Genomic DNA, 15,700 nt, shown 5'->3' on the forward strand with positions numbered 1-15,700 from the left:
GCAGTGATCTGCGCACGAACAGTGTCACTGAGCAGACCAGTGTTATTGGGCAGACCGGTGGCGCTGGGCAGACCTCTGCCGTTGGTGGGTGTGGGTACGGTTCCTGCTCGGCGGATCCGGCCGCGGTGGATCAGGCGCGGCACCCGAATCCGTAGGGGCGAGAGCATTTTTCTCGGTACTTGTCGTTGATTCGTCGCGGCAGCGCCGGTTCCTGCGTTCCCGGGACCGTCGGTGCCGGGCCGATCAGCTGCCTCGTCGTCTGTGCTCTCGTGGTCTTCGGTCTCGGTGTCACCTAGGCCCGCGTCAACAGGTGTGCCCGTGTCGGTATCGGTGTGGGTCCCTGTGTCGCCGGGTATCTCGGTGTCCTGTGCTGCCTCGGTCTTCTCCGCTTCCTGTGTCTGTGTTTCGGTTGAGCTGGGTTGGTGGGTGTGTGATGTTCGGGCGGTGAGGACGTCGTGGAGTTCGGTGAGCAGGCCTTGCCAGTGGGCGTCGGTGGCGATGAGGCGGGCCAGTTCCGGGTCGAGTGGGGTTCCGTCGGCCAGTACGGCGGGGTTCTGGCGTAATCCGAGCAGTGTTTCGGCGTCGAGGAGGATCTGCACCAGCGGACCCCGCCGAGGATCGGGCCGGTCCGCGGCACCGTCCAGCGGGCAATGCTCACCGCGCCCGCACTGGCATTCGAGGGCGTGTTCGCCGTGGATCAACGCCATCAACCCATCGACGCGTAACGCTGTGGTCGATCTGGGGTCTTGCTGGCAGACCGTTGCGGCGATCTCGGTCACCAATGCGTCGACTTCGGCGCCTTCGAGGTCGGTGACGATCGCTTCGAGTACCGACGCACCGCCGGAGTCGCGGCGCACCCGCATCCCCCGGCTACTGCGTACCGTGCGCTCTTGTGCGGCTGCGGCTTCGTCTCGGTCGTGGGTGAGCCACAGTCGCCACAACCACAGTCGTAGTGATCGCGGGGTCAACCGTTCCGCTGCAGCGACGGCCTCGTGTTCGAGGGCTGCGATGGTGGCATCGGATGCTTTGCCCAGCACGGCGGTCAGTACCTGGATCCGCGGCCAGTCGATTCCGCCGAGGACGAACCGCAGTGCTGTGAGCGGCATCCGCGACAGCTCTTGCCCGACGGTCAGCAACGGTCGCGTGGCGCTCTGCGACAGGCCCAGCGTCACCGCCACCTCGGTGACCACCTGCGCCAGAACAGTCAACGCATCACCACCAGTGGTGTCGGCGTCGGTGAGGCGGATGTCGGCGATCTCGCACACCGCTTCCACCGTTCTCGCGCGGGCTATGTTCTCCCGCACCCGGCACACCGCGGCATAGCCCGCCAAGCCGGCCACGCACGCCCTACTCGATCCCGCCGAAACCCCCGTATCGAACATACTTTCGAATATACGCAGAGGGTCCGACAGGTTCACCCAAAAAGCTGGTCAGGCCTCAGTGAAGCACCCGGTCGAGGAGGTGTTCGATGAGTTGCTCAGCGGAATGGCTTGTGCTGTAACCCTGCAGCATGCCTTGTGCGAGTCCGCCGACGGCCATGAGCACGAGGTCGGCATCGAGTTCGGCAGCGACTGAGGGAGATTCGGCGTCACCGCGCGCACGCGTGAGCTGGTCGGCGACGAGTGTTGCGAGTGCTCGCGGTGCGGCGAAGGTCTCCTCTGCTGTGATGCCTTGCCCAGTGATCGCGGCCCACCCGAAGGAGCCGAGTACCAGCACTTCCTCGCGGCGAGGTTCGTCCAGTGGCAGCAGTTCGGTCAGTACGGCGCGGAGGGCTTCGCGTGGCGTCGGATCGGCGCCGAGCTCGGACCAACGTTTCATGAAGCGCGCGCCTGCGTCGTCCATGACCGAGCGATGAGTAGCGAGCAGGAACTCCTTCTTGGTGCCGAAGTAGTACTGCACGAGGCGTACCGAGAACCCGGCCTCGGCTGCGACCGTCTGGAACGTGACGGACTCGAGTCCGCCGGTGCAGATGACGCGTCGCACTGCGTCGGTGACCTGACGCCGCCTGACTTCGTGGTCGACCAATCGTGGCACGAACGTCTGCCGCCTTCCTAGATGCTGGTTCAACAATGATAAGCCCGTACCAAGAAGTCTGATATGGATGTATCATCAACAGTGATATGTCCATATCAATTAAATCGGGGAGGCCGGACAATGCCGAAGATCGGACGTTTCAGCAGCGAGAAGGACAGCCGAAGGTTCACCGACGTTTACGACGCCATCGCTGATCGGTGGCCGGTGCCGTCCACTTCGGTCGACGTCGACACCTCGTTCGGATCGACGTATGTCCGACGATCCGGCACTGGCGAAGGTCTGCCGATCGTCGTGTTGCCCGGGATCGGAGGGAACAGTCTGGTGTGGGGACGATTCATCGATGCTCTGGCGCATGACCACGTCGTCTACACGCCGGACGTCATCGGATGGGCAGGGCGGTGCAAGCAAACCGCCCCGGTAAGGAACTCGGAAGACGTTGCCCGCTGGCTCGTGGAAGTCATGGACGGCCTGGGGGAGAGGCGATTCCATCTGGCGGGGAATTCAGCGGGCGCCTGGTTGGCTGCATGCGTTGCGGTCCACCAGCCGGGCCGTCTTGCCAGCTTGGCCATGGTGGAGCCGAGCGCTGCAGTCTTCGCCAGACCGCGGATCGGTCTGCTGCTGAAGTTCCTCTGGGCGGGAATTGCGCCGACGGAGAAGCGGTTACGAAAGCTCAACGAATGGCTTCAACCTCGGACTGTGCTCAGCGACGACGAATACGCTCTCGCACTGGCCGCGGTGAAGTTTCGTATGGCAATGCCGTGGGACCGCACGTTCACGGACGCGCAGCTCGGCGCGATCACTGCACCGAGCCTTGTACTGTTCGGTGCGGAGACGGTCGTCGCCGATCCGAACCTTGCTGCGGCCCGGGCACGTCGACACATCAGGTCCGTGGACGTCGGGTTCTACGACGGGGTTGGTCATGATCTGATGTGGGCCAACCCCGACGACGTGATTCCGCGGTTCTTGGCATTCACCGACAGCCATGATCCGGTTCGTGCCTGACCGAGCGTCACCAGTTCCGTAGGTACTCGAGTGCGCGTGCTTGGGCGGCGTCGGATTCGGGGTGGGTGTAGAACGCGAAGTGGGTGCCGCGGTCAAGGGTCAGCAATTCGGACTCGGCGATACCCACGTGTGCGTGCTCGCTGTTCTCCGGCAGTACGTCCGAATCCGCGCTGCCCTGCACCAGCAAGGTGGGCGCTTCGATCGCTCCCCATCCCGGGTCGGCGGATTTGGCGAATTGCACCAGATCGTTGTCCCAGCCCGCTTTGCGCCTGCCCACCTGTGAGGCGGTGAGGGCCATGTCGAGGACGAACTGCTTCTTCACCGGATCGGAGTCGATGTATTTCACGTGTTCGTCGAATTCGTCACCACTGAGGGAGCTTTCGTCCGACACGGCGCCCTGGATTACCTGAAGTGGTTGATGCGCAACGAGTTTGCGCATCAACCAATCACCGATTCTGGTGGTCTGAAAGATGCGCGACGCGATGTCCGGAGTCGGGTTGACCCAGTGTTCGCTCAGGCACGCAATGGCCACGAGCGCACCGGTTCGGTCCGGGTGTGTGGCCGCGAACTGGTAGGCCGACGGCCCGCCTCCCGACCATGCCAGCACGCCCACCTTGGCGATCCCCAACTCGTCGAGCAGCGCGGCGTACAGATCAGCCTGCTCTCGCGGCGTCGCGCGATCGCCCAGTTCGGTTCCGAGGTAGCCGGGCCTCGACACCAAGATCGCCTGGAACTCGTCGACGGGGAGGAAGCCCGCCATCGCGGCGGCGGCGTCGATCCCGCCCGGCGAACCGTGCAGCACCAACACCGGTTTTCCGGAGCCTTTGACTGCGTACTCGATGGGCCCACGCGCAGTGGAGATCACCTTCACATCGACCAGTTGTTCCATGGCTCCTCATCAGCGCTCGGCGACTGAGGATCGATTCTGCTCGCCTGCTGACCTCCTCGCTTCGCCCGAATCGTGTGAGAACAGGGCTCTACATACTGAACGCGCCGCTGAAGTCGAGGGGCGCGGCTTCGACGTGCCGTCCGCGGGGCGTTGCGTCGACCAGTACACCGCCGTCGACGACGATGTCACCGCGGACGAGGACCGTGACGGGCTTCCCTCGCAGCGGTATCCCTTCGTAGGGTGTGTAGTCGGTTGCCATGTGCAGGGTGTCCGTCCCGGCGGTCCATTCGAGGTCCGGGTCCCAGATGGCGATGTCTGCGTCCGCCCCCGGCATCAACGATCCTTTGCGGGGATACAGGCCGTTGGTGCGGGCGGGATTGGTGGAGGTGAGCTCCACGAATCGGCTCGGGGTGAGCCCACGGCCGTTCACGAACGTCGAGAAGATCACCGGCAATCTCGTTTCGACGCCGGGTAGCCCGTTCGGCATATGCCTGACGTCGTGGCTGTGCACCTGCTTCTGGGCGGTGTCGTAGCAGCAGTGGTCGGATCCGATGGTGGTGATGTGGCCGGTGAACAGGTGCTGTCCCAATTCCTCGACGACATCGGCTGCACGCAACGGAGGGCAGCACACGAAACGTTCCGGGTGCTCGCCCTCGTACGCGGAATCGTCGAGGATCAGGTGGTGTGCGACGGCTTCGGTGAAGGCGACGAGCCCACGCTTGCGGGCGTCGGCGACGAGTTCCACGGCTGCCGAGCTGGATTGGTGGACGAAGTAGACGGGTGCCTGCTGTGACTCTGCAATCGCGAGAACGGCGGCGACCGACGCGGTTTCCGCCAGTTCGGGTCGTGTCTGCGACATGTGGGCCGCGTCCACACCGTCGGATGCCGCGGCCAAGTTCTGGGCGTCGGTGACGATCGCGTCGGATTCGCAGTGGATGATCACCATTCCGCCGAGGTCGCGTGTGGTCTGCATCGTGTTGAGGATGGTGTGTTCGTTCGCCATCGTCTCACCGGCGTAGGTGGTGAACATCTTCACCGTGCGGATGCCGGCGTCGGCCATGGTCGCGAGCTGATCGGCCGTCGTGTCGTTCCAGTCCACGACGCATGCGTGCAGCGCGGAATCGCACACACCTTCCTCGGCTTTGGCGCGTTGCTTCTCCGCTGCATCCAGCGGTTCCTGGCCGGGACGGGGAATGGCGAAGTCGACGATCGTCGTCGTTCCACCGAACACCGCAGCTGTCGTGCATTCGAGATAGGAATCGAGGGAGGTGAACTCACCGGAGGTGAAACCGACGTGGCAGTGCGGATCGACACCGCCCGGCATGACGAGTTTTCCGGTCGCATCGATCGTTTCGGCGGCTTCGTCGACCTCGCTGCCGGGGCTGAGTACGGCGACGATCTTGCCGTCGTCGATGAGTAGGTCCGCCGGGCCCGCCCAATGGGGCTCGACGAGAGTTCCGCCGCGGACGACCTTCATCGCTGTGCCTCCAGGTATGCCAACCAGCCGCCGCGGTCGCTGATGTCGACGACTCCCGCTGCCGTGAGGGAGTTCTCGCGCATCCGCATCGACAACGATCCCGTGCCGTCGGCCAATTCGATGACACCGAGTTCCAGTTCGGCGGGCTCACGCGGCAACAGTTCCTCGCGGAGTACGTCGTACTCGACCTCGTACAGTTCGCCTGGGACGACGAAGCCCGCGGTCGTCACCGGATGGAGTCCAGGAAACTCGTCGCGCACGGAGTAGAAGCGATACTTCGGTGCGGTGTCGACCGCGCCGAGAAACTTCGCGCGATTCAAGGCGTCGTTGAGCGTGCCACCGGACATTGCCTGCCCGTTGACGAACATGGTGACCAGAGCCATCGTCTTCCTTCTTTCGGGGTGGAGCGTTCAGTGAGCGGTGAGTTGGGTGAGTCGTGCGGGCGAGAAGGTGGAGACGTCCAGCTGCGGGGTCGATCCGTGCACCAGAGCGGTCAGGACATCCGCCCACAGTGGCGCGAACGTGAACGAATACGTCCCGCCTGCCACGAACAGTCCGGGTGCACCGTCGAGTTCGCCGATGACGGGCATCTCGTCCGGAGTGGTGACGACAGGTCCGGTCCAGGTGTCCGTGGGCGTGTCGCGATGCAGGGACGGCAGCAGCCGCGCGACCTGTGCGAGGTTGCCGACGGTGCTCTCGGCCAGCGTCGGCGCTGCATCATGGTCGTGGAACGGCCCCGCCGGCCAACCGCCTCCGAGGACGAGACGACCACGTCGGTCCTGCTTGATCGACATTCCCTCTCCCACATGCTGAACCAGCACCTCGAGTGTGCCGGGCGCGGCGTCCAGGGAGTGCATCTGAAGGGATGTCGGAACCAGATCGAGCGAGACGCCGGCCATGGCGGCGATCCGAGCCATCCACGGTCCGGCCACATCGACGACGACGGGCGCGGTCCACGTGCGTGCCGGGCTGGCGACGTGCCACACACCGTCGACGCGGTCGAGTCCGGTGACCGGGGTCTCGGGGTGCAGGACTGCGCCTTCGGCGACAGCTTGGCGCAGCAATGCCGGTCCGGCGAGGTCCGGTTCGGCGAACCCGTCCCACGCGCACCAGGTGGCTGCCGTGACGCTCGGCCCGAGCAACGGGAGGGCGCGGCGTGCTTCGTCGCCGGTCAGCACTTCGGTCGGGATCCCTGCTGCGTCTTCCCAGGTGTGCTTCGTCTGCAGCGTGAGGGCCTGTTCGTCGGTCTCCGCGACCATGAAACCGCCGCAGCGGTTCAAGCCGAGGCCAGGAACACTCTCGCCGAGAACATCCCACAGTGCGCTGGTCGACTTCTGCAGTGGCAGCAGCTGTTCGACGTCGACGGCCGTTCCCTGACCGGGGCGTCGGGTGTGAATGGTCTGAATGTGCAGATTGCCGGCGGTCGTACCGGATCCAGCGGTGTTGGGCAGCGTTCGATCCAGCACGGCGACGCGGGAGCCGGCCCGCGTGAGTGCAAGGGCTGTCGCGGCGCCGACGATTCCGGCACCGATGACGACCACGTCGACCTCAGAGTGCATGACTTGCCCCTACCGGCCGCGCGTACGCATCCTGAATGCCGGACTGCACGACGATGTTCTGCAGCACGTCGAGGGTCTCGGGATCGGTGACCGGCAACAGTGGGTCGCGAACGTATCCGCCGGGTTGTCCGAGCAGGTTCATCACGGCCTTCAGCTGAGGAATCGGAGATGCGTGAATTCCGCTGTAGTCGCCGTTGATCAGGCTTCCGGAGAACGCGCGGTACTTGTCCACCCAGCCGCGTGCGGAGTCGGCGTCACGTTCCGCGACCGCTCGATAGAAGGGAACGGCGAACGGGGCGCCGACGCCACCGCCGTCGATGTTGCCGTCGCCACCGAGCTCGAGCAGCGTGGCCAATCCTCGGCGGTGCAGGAAGCTCCCGAACACGCGCACTCGATCGGATACTGCTTCGACGGTGTCGAGCATCCTCAGCCAGTCGCCGGTGCTGTCCTTGATCGCCACGACGTTGTCCAAGTCGGCGAGGCGTGAGAACAAGCCTGGTACCGCAGCCATGTCGACGGCCACACCGCGTGGCCAGTTGTACGCCATGAACGGTAGTTCGGTTGCTGTGGAGACTTTTTCGTAGAACCGGAAGGTCTCCTCGCCGGAGGTGTGCACGTACGGCGGGGGAGTGGACAGCACACCGTCGGCGCCTGCCGATGCGGCATGCGCCGCGAGTTCACTCGACTCGCGTGCGGTGTAGGCGCTGACGCCGATGACCACGGGAAAGCGTCCGGCGACGGCGTCGATCGCGATCTCGGCGACCTGTCGGCGTTCGTCGTCGGTCTGGCTGAACCATTCACCGGTGCTTCCGTTGACGAGGACTCCGTCCACAGCGACATCGGCGTAGAGGTTCATCAGGTCGCGGAGACCGTCGGCGTCGACGGCGCCGGACTCGGTGAACGGGGTGGGGGATGCGGGCCAGTAGCCGGACCACGCGACATCATCGCGATTCATGATGGAGACCTTTCGAACGAGATCGGTCGGACGAGCGACCGTCTCGGAGAAGTTTTGGGATCGATTGCATAGACTGCCGTCGGGTGGCCGCGATCGTCAAGCCGGAAACGTACTTGTAACGAGGGCACTGTCCAATATCCCTACCGGCCACCGAGAATGTCCGAGTGAACAGCGAGAGGAAGGTGAGGCGACCGATGGCGGTCACCTTGATCGACGTGGCCGACGCCGCCGGAGTGTCACGGAGTACGGCGTCCCGCGCGCTGAGCGGATCGTCGTTGATCTCGGCCGAGACTCGCGCTGCAGTGCAGGAGGCGGCGCGCTCGCTGGGATATCGACCGAATCGTGCCGCGAGTGCCCTCCGGTCCAATCGTTCGCATCTGATCGGCCTGGTCATGAACAACCTGATCAACGCCTCGTTCCACACTGTTGCCGAAGTGGTGCAGAAGCGTGCGTCGGCGAGCGGCTTCCAGGTTCTGCTGTGCATCACCGACGCTGATCCGGCTCGGGAGAACGACGTGCTCGCGATGCTCGGCGACCACGGAGTCGACGGCACCATCGTCATCGGCAGTGGCCGAAGCGCTGCGGCGTCGAACGCGCTGCTCGCCGAGGGCCGAGCCGTGGTCAACCTCATCAGGTCCGTGCAGGGCAGCAAGGCGTCGACGGTCCTCGCCGACGATCTCGACGGTGCCCGTGATGCCATCGCTCACCTCGTGTCGTTGGGACATCGCCGGATCGGTTACATCGGCGGCACCGAGGACGCGACATCGGGCCGGGAGCGCTACGAGGGATATCGGTCTGCGTTGTTCGACGCGGGCATCGACGTCGACCAGGCCATCGTGAGGAAAGGGCCGTTCACGACCGAGTTCGGCGCCGAGGCCGTGAACTCGCTGTTGGACGGGCCCGAGCCCATGACCGCGCTCTACGCGGCCAACCATGAGGCGGTGTTCGGGATTCTGCCGACCCTGGCGTCGCGAGGGGTTTCCGTGCCCGACGACTTGTCCCTCATCTGCCACGAGGACATGCCCTGGTTGGCGTTGTGGCAGCCGGCGATCACCGTGGTCGACAACGGTGCGGCTCAACTGGCGAATGTGGCGATGGATCTGCTGTTTCAGCAGATCAACGGGGCCGCGGTGCCGGACAGGCGGACCTACCGAGTCGGGGCCCAGCTGGTCGAGCGTGCCTCGTGTGGCGCGGTGACGGGCACAACATGAGCGGCGCGGTACGTGGGGCCGCCACCCTCGAATGGTTAAAACTTCATGTATCGCGTGTCATCCGTGTTAACCACGTTGACGCTGACGAAATGCTCTGAGACGCTTTATGCAATCGATCCCATCGGGATCGGCTCGCACCTCGCGAACATTCGAATGGTCACTGCTGCAGTGCAGTTGACGAACGAAAGGCACACCCATGCGCAGGATCATCACGCGGACTCCGCTCCTCGGAATCGCCGCCGCGGCCGTCGTGGCAGCAGGGCTCACCGGCTGCAGCTCCGCTGCGGACGAGCAGGCAGCGCCGACGGACTGTACGCCGACGCTCGGGGCCTCCGATCTGGCCGAGGAGGGTGCGTTGACGATGGCAACGAACGCCACGTTGCCTCCCATGCAGTACGTCGACGCCAATGGCGACGTCGTCGGAATGCGGGTCGAACTGGGCAAGGAAATCGCCAAGCGTCTGTGCCTGACGCCGAAGTTCGTCAACATCGAGTTCGAGGCGCAGATCCCCGGAGTGCAGAGCGGACGCTGGGACATGATCGACACAGGCATGTTCTACACCCCGGCGCGTGCGGAGACGATCGACCTGGTGCCGTACGAGGTTCAGGCGGTGTCGATTTCGGTGCCGTCGGGTAATCCCGAGTCGATTTCCAGCGTCGACGATCTGGCCGGCAAGACCATCGGCGTCGAGGCGCCGGGTTACGAGTTCGACACGCTCACTGCGTTGTCCGAGCAGTTCGCGTCCGAAGGCAAGCCGCCGCTGACGGTCCAGACCTTCAAGACCAATGCCGATGCTTACCAGGCTCTTTCGGCTGGACAGCTCGACGGAACCTCCATCGTGGAATCGGTCACGTCCTTCTACCAGGAGGACGGACGCTTCGAGACGGCCGTCGGTGGAATCAACGAGGCCCCTCTCGCAATGGGATTCGCCAAGGGCAGCGCGTCGTCCGCCGAGGTCGCACGTGTGCTGACGGAGATGCGTGAAGACGGCTACCTCCCCGAGTTGTTCGAGCAATACGACGTCACCGGGTACGAGGGCGACATCGCCGTCAGTACCGGGCCGCTGGACAGCTGATCCACATGTGGTCCTGGGACGCCTTCTTTTCCATTCTCACCAGCACGCAACTCCTCGAGGGTGCGTGGGTCACGATCTGGCTCACCGTCGTCAGCATGATCCTCGGTTTGATTCTCGCGGTCGTCGTCGCCGCGGCGAGGTCGTCGAAGCTGATGCCGCTGCGCGCGATCGCCGGGTTCTACGTCTGGCTCATGCGCGGAACACCGCTGCTGGTGCAGCTGGTGATCATCTACACCGGCCTACCTCAGGTCGGAATCAAACTCGGTGTCATCGAAGCGGCGTTGCTCGGCTTGGTGCTCAACGAGGCCGCGTACCTGTCGGAAATCGTTCGGTCCGGTTTGCTCTCGGTTCCGACCGGTCAGACCGAAGCAGCGCGTGCGCTGGGAATGTCTCCGACAAAGGTCTTCCGCGTCGTGGTTCTGCCTCAGGCTCTACGGGTGATGATTCCGCCGCTCGGCAACAGTTTCAACGGTCTGCTCAAGACCACGACGCTCGTGTCGGTCATCTCGGTGCAAGAGTTGCTCCGCCGCACCCAGTTCCTGGTGCAGATCAATTTCCGGGTGTTGGAAGGACTGTGTGCCGCCGCGCTGTACTTCCTCGTCCTCACGACGCTGTGGGGCTTGATTCAGCGCATGATCGAGGTCCGTGTGGGTCGGGGCTACGACCGTGACTACCGACGCAAAGGTGGCACGAAGACCGACAAGTTGGACGACAGTGTGATGGAAGCCGAGGCCGTGAACCGATGATCGACGCAGCGAAAGTGATCGACGCCAGGAAAGTCACCACGACGATGGTCGAGGTGCGCAACATGACCAAGGCCTACAACGATCTGGTCGTCCTCGACGACATCGACTTCACCGTCGACAAGGGCGAAGTAGTGCTGCTTCTCGGCCCGTCGGGCAGTGGCAAGAGCACGTTGTTGCGGACGTTGAACTGCCTCGAGACCATCCAGTCCGGCACGGTGCGTGTCTGTGGGGAGATGATGGGCTTCTCCGACAATGCGAATCGAACTCCGTTGTCCGAAGCACAGATTGCGAAGCAACGTCACCACACGGGCATGGTGTTCCAGAGCTTTAACCTGTTTCCGATGATGACGGCACTGGACAACGTGGCGTCCGGCCCTCGGCACGTGCTCGGCACACAGAAGGACCGTGCGCGTCGCCAAGCCCGAGAACTGCTCGATCTGGTGGGCTTGGCGGACAAGGGCGAGAACTATCCCTCGCAGCTCTCCGGTGGGCAACAGCAGCGCGTCGCCATCGCCCGAGCACTTGCCATGAAACCCGAAGTGATGCTGTTCGACGAACCGACCTCGGCTCTGGACCCGGAGATGGTCAACGAGGTGCTCGACGTGATGCTTCGCCTCCGCGACGAAGGCATGACGATGGTCGTCGTCAGCCACGAGATGGGTTTCGCCAAAGCCGCAGCGGATCGTGTGGTCTTCATGAGCGACGGCAAGATTGTCGAGGAGGCGCCCCCGAACGAGTTCTTCGACAACCCGAAGAACGCTCGTACCCAACAATTTCTCAGCCGGATTCTCTGACCGCTGAGGAGCCGATGTTTCGAAGGCCTCGGTACGTGGAAGACAAGACCGAGTTCGGACGTGATCGCCCGGGCACCGCGGTCGAGCCAGGGCCCGGAGGTTCAAACACTCGTGCCTCCGGGCCCGCCGCTGCGGGTATCGAATCCCCCCGACGAATCATCGACCGATGACGTCCAGGGCTGCTCCGATGATGGAGTCCGTGTCGATGTGGTGGTATCTGTACACCTCGTCCAGTGAGCCCACCTGACCGAAATCACTGACGCCCAACGACGTCGACGCGACTTTGTTGACGGTGGCCAGAAACGCCAGGGTGTGTGGATGTCCGTCGAGCACGGTCACCAGGGGCGTTGCCCGATCCGCGGGCAGTAGCTGATCCAGAATCCAGGAGTCACCTGCTCTGTGCCCCTGGCGTGCCTGGATTGCGCGGTAGAGCTCGCCGGGGCTGGTGACGCACAGGACGTCGGCGACGACGCCGATGCCGTCGAGTCGTTCGGCAGCCTGGAGTGCCTCGGTCATCAGCGCCCCCATCGCGGCGATCGTGACCGTGGCTCCGTCGCGCCTGACGAGGGGGTATCCGCCGGCGACGACCTGGCGTCGGCGCCGTTCCCGGGCAGCGGGGTCGGCGGGCACGTCGGCCAGTGTCTGATCGACGGGACGGGTGGACAACCGCAGGTACGCGGAGCTGCCGTCAGGCCTGCCGAGGCGGCCGATGCTGGCGAGCAGCGTCCACTCGACATCGATGGCGAACGCAGGCTCGTACGTGATGCACCCCGGTTGTTCCAGGCCGATCGACGGAGTCTTGATCGACTGGTGCGCGCCGCCCTCCGCAGCGAGAGTGACACCGGACGGAGTGCCGACGAGAATCGACTGGCCACCTGCGTAGATGCCGTAGGACCAGGGCTCGAGCGCTCGTTCGACGAACGGGTCGTACATGACCCCGATCGGGAACAAGGGCTGTCCCCACCGACTCCACGTGGCGCCGAGTTCGCCCATGAGTCCGACGAGGTTGGTCTCGGCGATACCCAGTTCCATGTGCTGACCGGTGGGCTTCTCCCGCCAATGCATGATCGTCTCCGCGTCGTCCTCGAACCAATCGTGACGCTCGGACGACGACCAGACCCCGACCTTGTTCACCCAGCCACCGAGGTTGGTGGTGGAACTGACATCGGGGCTGACGGTGACGACCCGGCTCGCGGCGTCCGGCGCATCCCGCGTCAGATCGATGAGCACGCGCCCCAGTGCAGCCTGAGTGGTGGCTGTGCCCTTCGGTGTCCGGCCGATGTCGACCGGCACGGCGGGAGGTTCGGATACAGGGACGGGATCGCGACGAAGGCGAGCAGCTGTCGCGTCGCACACCAGATCCGACGGGCTGCCCGGGGCGAACGTCGCCCACGGATCGGCCGGATCGACGCCGAGGGATCTACCCAGAGCCTCGTACTCGTCGACGGTCAGAAGCGACGAATGATTCTGCGGGTGACCCTGGGTCGGCAGGCCGAATCCCTTGACGGTGTAGGCGATGACGACGGTCGGCCTGGTGTCGTCGATGCGGGAGTACGCGTCGCGCAACGCCGCCATGTCGTGGCCGCCGAGATTACGGATGGACTCGGTGAGCAGTGCGTCGTCGAGATCGGAGATCAGGTCCGCGATCGCCGACGCGTCCTGGCCTGTTCCGGGAAGCCGGGATCGGAGTTCGTCCGCGGTGCAGCGGAGGAGCCGCTGGTACTCGGGGTTGGGCATATCGAGAATTCGGCTGCGCAGTACTTCCCCGCCTGGACGGGCGAAGAGATCCTCGAGGAGGCGGCCGAATTTGACGGTGATCACCTGCCAACCGGCGGCGTCGAACATCTTCTCGAGGCGCCGTGCAGCGATGTTGGGGACCACCCGATCGAGCGATTGACGGTTCAGGTCGACGATCCACACGATCTCGCCGAGCTCGGCGATACCGGGATCGATGATCGCCTCCCACACGGCTCCCTCGTCGAGTTCGGCGTCTCCGACCAGTGAGTACTGGCGTCCGGAAAAGCCCGACGGCCGTGATGTCTCGTCGGGATCGCCGAAGCTGGTTTCGACGTATCGGCGCGACATCGCACCCCAGATGGGTGCGGTGGCACCGATTCCCACCGAGCCCGTGGAGTAGTCGACGGGGTCGGGATCCTTGGCACGCGACGGATAGGACTGCAATCCGCCGAACGAGCGCAGAGTGGTGAGGTACTTCGCGTCGAGCTCACCCAGCAGATAGTTGATCGCATGGAGAACCGGAGAAGCGTGCGGCTTGACCGACACGCGATCCCCGGCTTCCAGCTGTTCGAACCACAGCGAGGTCATGATCGAGACCATCGATGCGCACGAGGCCTGGTGACCACCCACTTTGAGTCCCGACGGGTTGGGCCGAACTCGATTGGCGTGATGGATGATCGACGTCGACAGCCACAGCACCTTCTCGGCGATCTCGTGCAGATCGTCACGAGCGCCCCGGGGCGAATGATGTTCGGCGGGAGTGATGCTGGTCATGACTGCTCAGTCGATCAGACATCGATGTACTGCACAATGCACGAACGGGAGACTGAGCACGATGCACGGTTTCAAGTGCACCAGGCGGCGTCGAATTGGTCGAAGTGGTCAATGGCAGCCGCCCATGACATCTGTCATCACGTTTTCATGGAGAAGTCACTGCACAAGATGATGAGGCGCACTGTTTTTCGTTTCCGATGAACGACAGAGTCGTAGATGGAAAGAGCACCTGGCTCACAGCATCCACGAAGGAAACGAAGATGAGGAATTCGACCAAGTTCGCGCTGACCACCCTGGCCGCTGCCGCGCTCTTCGGGACCGCGGGTGCCGTCGGGACCACGGCAGCGTCGGCGGACACGATCGAGAACCTGACGCCGCGAAGAACGACGCGAGGAGCGCGCGTCCGCGGAATGAGGCATGAGCCGTTCACCGTGAGATAGTGGCCCATGCGGCCGACCTGTTCTGTGTACGTGGATACCGGCTACCTCTTGGCTTCTGCCGCAACTCGAAGGACAGGCACGTCTCTGCGCAGCGGAATCTTCGTGGATTACGCAACGTTGATCGCCGCTCTGGTCGACGCCGCAGAGACCCGATCGGGCTTACCGATACTCCGCGTGTACTGGTACGACTCCGCGCGGAACGGAGTTCCGGACGCCCAACAGGAGCGCATCGGTGAACTGTCCAAGGTCAAGCTCCGACTCGGCCGGTTCGGGGTCAACGGTGAACAGAAGGGCGTCGACCTCCGCATCGGACTGGACCTCGTCGCTCACGCAAGGAGCAACGCGTCGGACGTGTTCTTCCTCGTGTCCGGAGACGACGATCTGACCGAGGCCGTCGAGGAGGCACAGGCACACGGTGTGCAAGTGCTGCTCCTGACCGTCCCGACGAACGACGGCAAACCCCACGGCGTCAGTCGCCACTTGATCCGAGCGTCCGACGGACTCGACTTCTTCGACGGCGCCGCCGTGGATGCGGCCGTCATGAAGATCGATCGGCAGCCGCCTCCCGTCGTCGTCACCGATCCGGTGAGCGTCCCCAAGCCTGCGCACCGGCCGGGACCCAAGCCCGGCCCCCGCGTGCCCACTCCGCTCGACGTCGCGTCCACCGCGCAGGCACCCGCTCCCGTTCGGCCCGCGAACGTTCTCGTCTACAGCGGAACCACCGGATCGGGCAGTACCGTCCAACCCGAGTACGTGATGGCGGGTGAGGAAACCGAACTGATCGACGAAGTGGTCTCCCGCGTCCTGGCATCGTTGGAAGCGAGCAGCACACCCGAGGACAAGCTGAGCCTGCAACGCACCAGGCCGAACATCCCACCGGATATCGACCGGGCACTCCTGCTCGACGCCTCCGACGCCATGGGGCATCACGACCTCGACGAGGGAATTCGATACCGCCTGCGCGCGCGGTTCTGGGAGAAGTACGACGAACAGTGATATAGGAGTCC

General features: G+C 64.3%; 15 protein-coding genes. 7 read left to right on the forward strand and 8 right to left on the reverse strand.

Going from position 1 to position 15,700, the window contains the following annotated elements:
• The coding region (locus CH289_RS10710) for a 13E12 repeat family protein (protein WP_256977124.1) at nt 1-1,340 on the reverse strand (1,340 nt) is incomplete at its 3' end.
• A gap of 97 nt (nt 1,341-1,437) precedes the next feature.
• Nucleotides 1,438-2,034 carry a TetR/AcrR family transcriptional regulator gene (locus tag CH289_RS10715; RefSeq protein ID WP_094727880.1) on the reverse strand — a complete coding sequence of 199 codons (597 nt, stop codon included), beginning with the start codon at nt 2,032-2,034 and terminating at the stop codon, nt 1,438-1,440.
• 120 nt (nt 2,035-2,154) lie between these two features.
• Between CH289_RS10715 and CH289_RS10720 the strand changes: the two genes are divergently transcribed.
• A complete protein-coding gene (locus CH289_RS10720; protein WP_179276789.1) occupies nt 2,155-3,036 on the forward strand; it encodes an alpha/beta fold hydrolase in 882 nt (293 codons plus the stop codon).
• A 7-nt stretch (nt 3,037-3,043) separates the two neighbouring features.
• Here CH289_RS10720 and CH289_RS10725 read toward each other — a convergent pair whose 3' ends face one another.
• From CH289_RS10725 to CH289_RS10745, 5 genes are all read right to left on the reverse strand, one after another.
• Complete coding sequence (locus tag CH289_RS10725; RefSeq protein ID WP_020111116.1) at nt 3,044-3,925, reverse strand: alpha/beta fold hydrolase; 882 nt, start codon at nt 3,923-3,925, stop codon at nt 3,044-3,046.
• Nucleotides 3,926-4,013: 88 nt separating this feature from the next.
• Nucleotides 4,014-5,402 (reverse strand): dihydropyrimidinase, encoded by a 1,389-nt coding sequence (gene hydA, locus CH289_RS10730; RefSeq protein ID WP_094727882.1) that lies wholly within the window; start codon nt 5,400-5,402, stop codon nt 4,014-4,016.
• Nucleotides 5,399-5,785 (reverse strand): allophanate hydrolase-related protein, encoded by a 387-nt coding sequence (locus tag CH289_RS10735; RefSeq protein WP_019667566.1) that lies wholly within the window; start codon nt 5,783-5,785, stop codon nt 5,399-5,401. Before CH289_RS10735 ends, hydA begins: the two co-directional genes overlap by 4 nt.
• A gap of 27 nt (nt 5,786-5,812) precedes the next feature.
• Complete coding sequence (locus CH289_RS10740) at nt 5,813-6,961, reverse strand: NAD(P)/FAD-dependent oxidoreductase (RefSeq protein WP_256977126.1); 1,149 nt, start codon at nt 6,959-6,961, stop codon at nt 5,813-5,815.
• Nucleotides 6,951-7,916 carry a dihydrodipicolinate synthase family protein gene (locus CH289_RS10745; RefSeq protein WP_037107872.1) on the reverse strand — a complete coding sequence of 322 codons (966 nt, stop codon included), beginning with the start codon at nt 7,914-7,916 and terminating at the stop codon, nt 6,951-6,953. The genes CH289_RS10740 and CH289_RS10745 overlap by 11 nt, the downstream gene beginning before the upstream one ends.
• A 194-nt stretch (nt 7,917-8,110) precedes the next feature.
• Here CH289_RS10745 and CH289_RS10750 point away from each other — a divergent pair, with 194 nt between their 5' ends.
• The 4 genes from CH289_RS10750 to CH289_RS10765 all read left to right on the forward strand — a co-directional run bounded on the left by CH289_RS10750 (nt 8,111) and on the right by CH289_RS10765 (nt 11,742).
• Entirely contained in the window at nt 8,111-9,127 is a 1,017-nt protein-coding gene (locus CH289_RS10750) for a LacI family DNA-binding transcriptional regulator (RefSeq protein WP_019667569.1), read from the forward strand.
• A 196-nt stretch (nt 9,128-9,323) separates the two neighbouring features.
• Nucleotides 9,324-10,202, forward strand: coding sequence for an ABC transporter substrate-binding protein (locus CH289_RS10755; protein WP_019667570.1), 879 nt, complete (start codon nt 9,324-9,326; stop codon nt 10,200-10,202).
• 5 nt (nt 10,203-10,207) lie between these two features.
• A complete protein-coding gene (locus tag CH289_RS10760; protein WP_019667571.1) occupies nt 10,208-10,948 on the forward strand; it encodes an amino acid ABC transporter permease in 741 nt (246 codons plus the stop codon).
• On the forward strand, nt 10,945-11,742 hold the full coding sequence (locus tag CH289_RS10765) for an amino acid ABC transporter ATP-binding protein (RefSeq protein ID WP_019667572.1): 798 nt from the start codon (nt 10,945-10,947) through the stop codon (nt 11,740-11,742). Before CH289_RS10760 ends, CH289_RS10765 begins: the two co-directional genes overlap by 4 nt.
• A 156-nt stretch (nt 11,743-11,898) precedes the next feature.
• On the opposite strand, the gene CH289_RS10770 is transcribed toward CH289_RS10765, so the two are convergent.
• Nucleotides 11,899-14,253 carry a transketolase-like TK C-terminal-containing protein gene (locus CH289_RS10770; protein WP_094727883.1) on the reverse strand — a complete coding sequence of 785 codons (2,355 nt, stop codon included), beginning with the start codon at nt 14,251-14,253 and terminating at the stop codon, nt 11,899-11,901.
• Nucleotides 14,254-14,513: 260 nt separating this feature from the next.
• On the opposite strand from CH289_RS10770, the gene CH289_RS10775 reads away from it, so the two are divergent.
• Both CH289_RS10775 and CH289_RS10780 read left to right on the forward strand, forming a co-directional pair.
• Complete coding sequence (locus CH289_RS10775; protein WP_256977128.1) at nt 14,514-14,693, forward strand: hypothetical protein; 180 nt, start codon at nt 14,514-14,516, stop codon at nt 14,691-14,693.
• 102 nt (nt 14,694-14,795) lie between these two features.
• Nucleotides 14,796-15,689 (forward strand): NYN domain-containing protein, encoded by an 894-nt coding sequence (locus tag CH289_RS10780; protein WP_033190024.1) that lies wholly within the window; start codon nt 14,796-14,798, stop codon nt 15,687-15,689.
• Nucleotides 15,690-15,700: the final 11 nt, after the last annotated feature.

The sequence above is a fragment of the Rhodococcus sp. RS1C4 genome, from assembly GCF_002258225.1.
Lineage (GTDB): Bacteria > Actinomycetota > Actinomycetes > Mycobacteriales > Mycobacteriaceae > Rhodococcoides > Rhodococcoides fascians_E.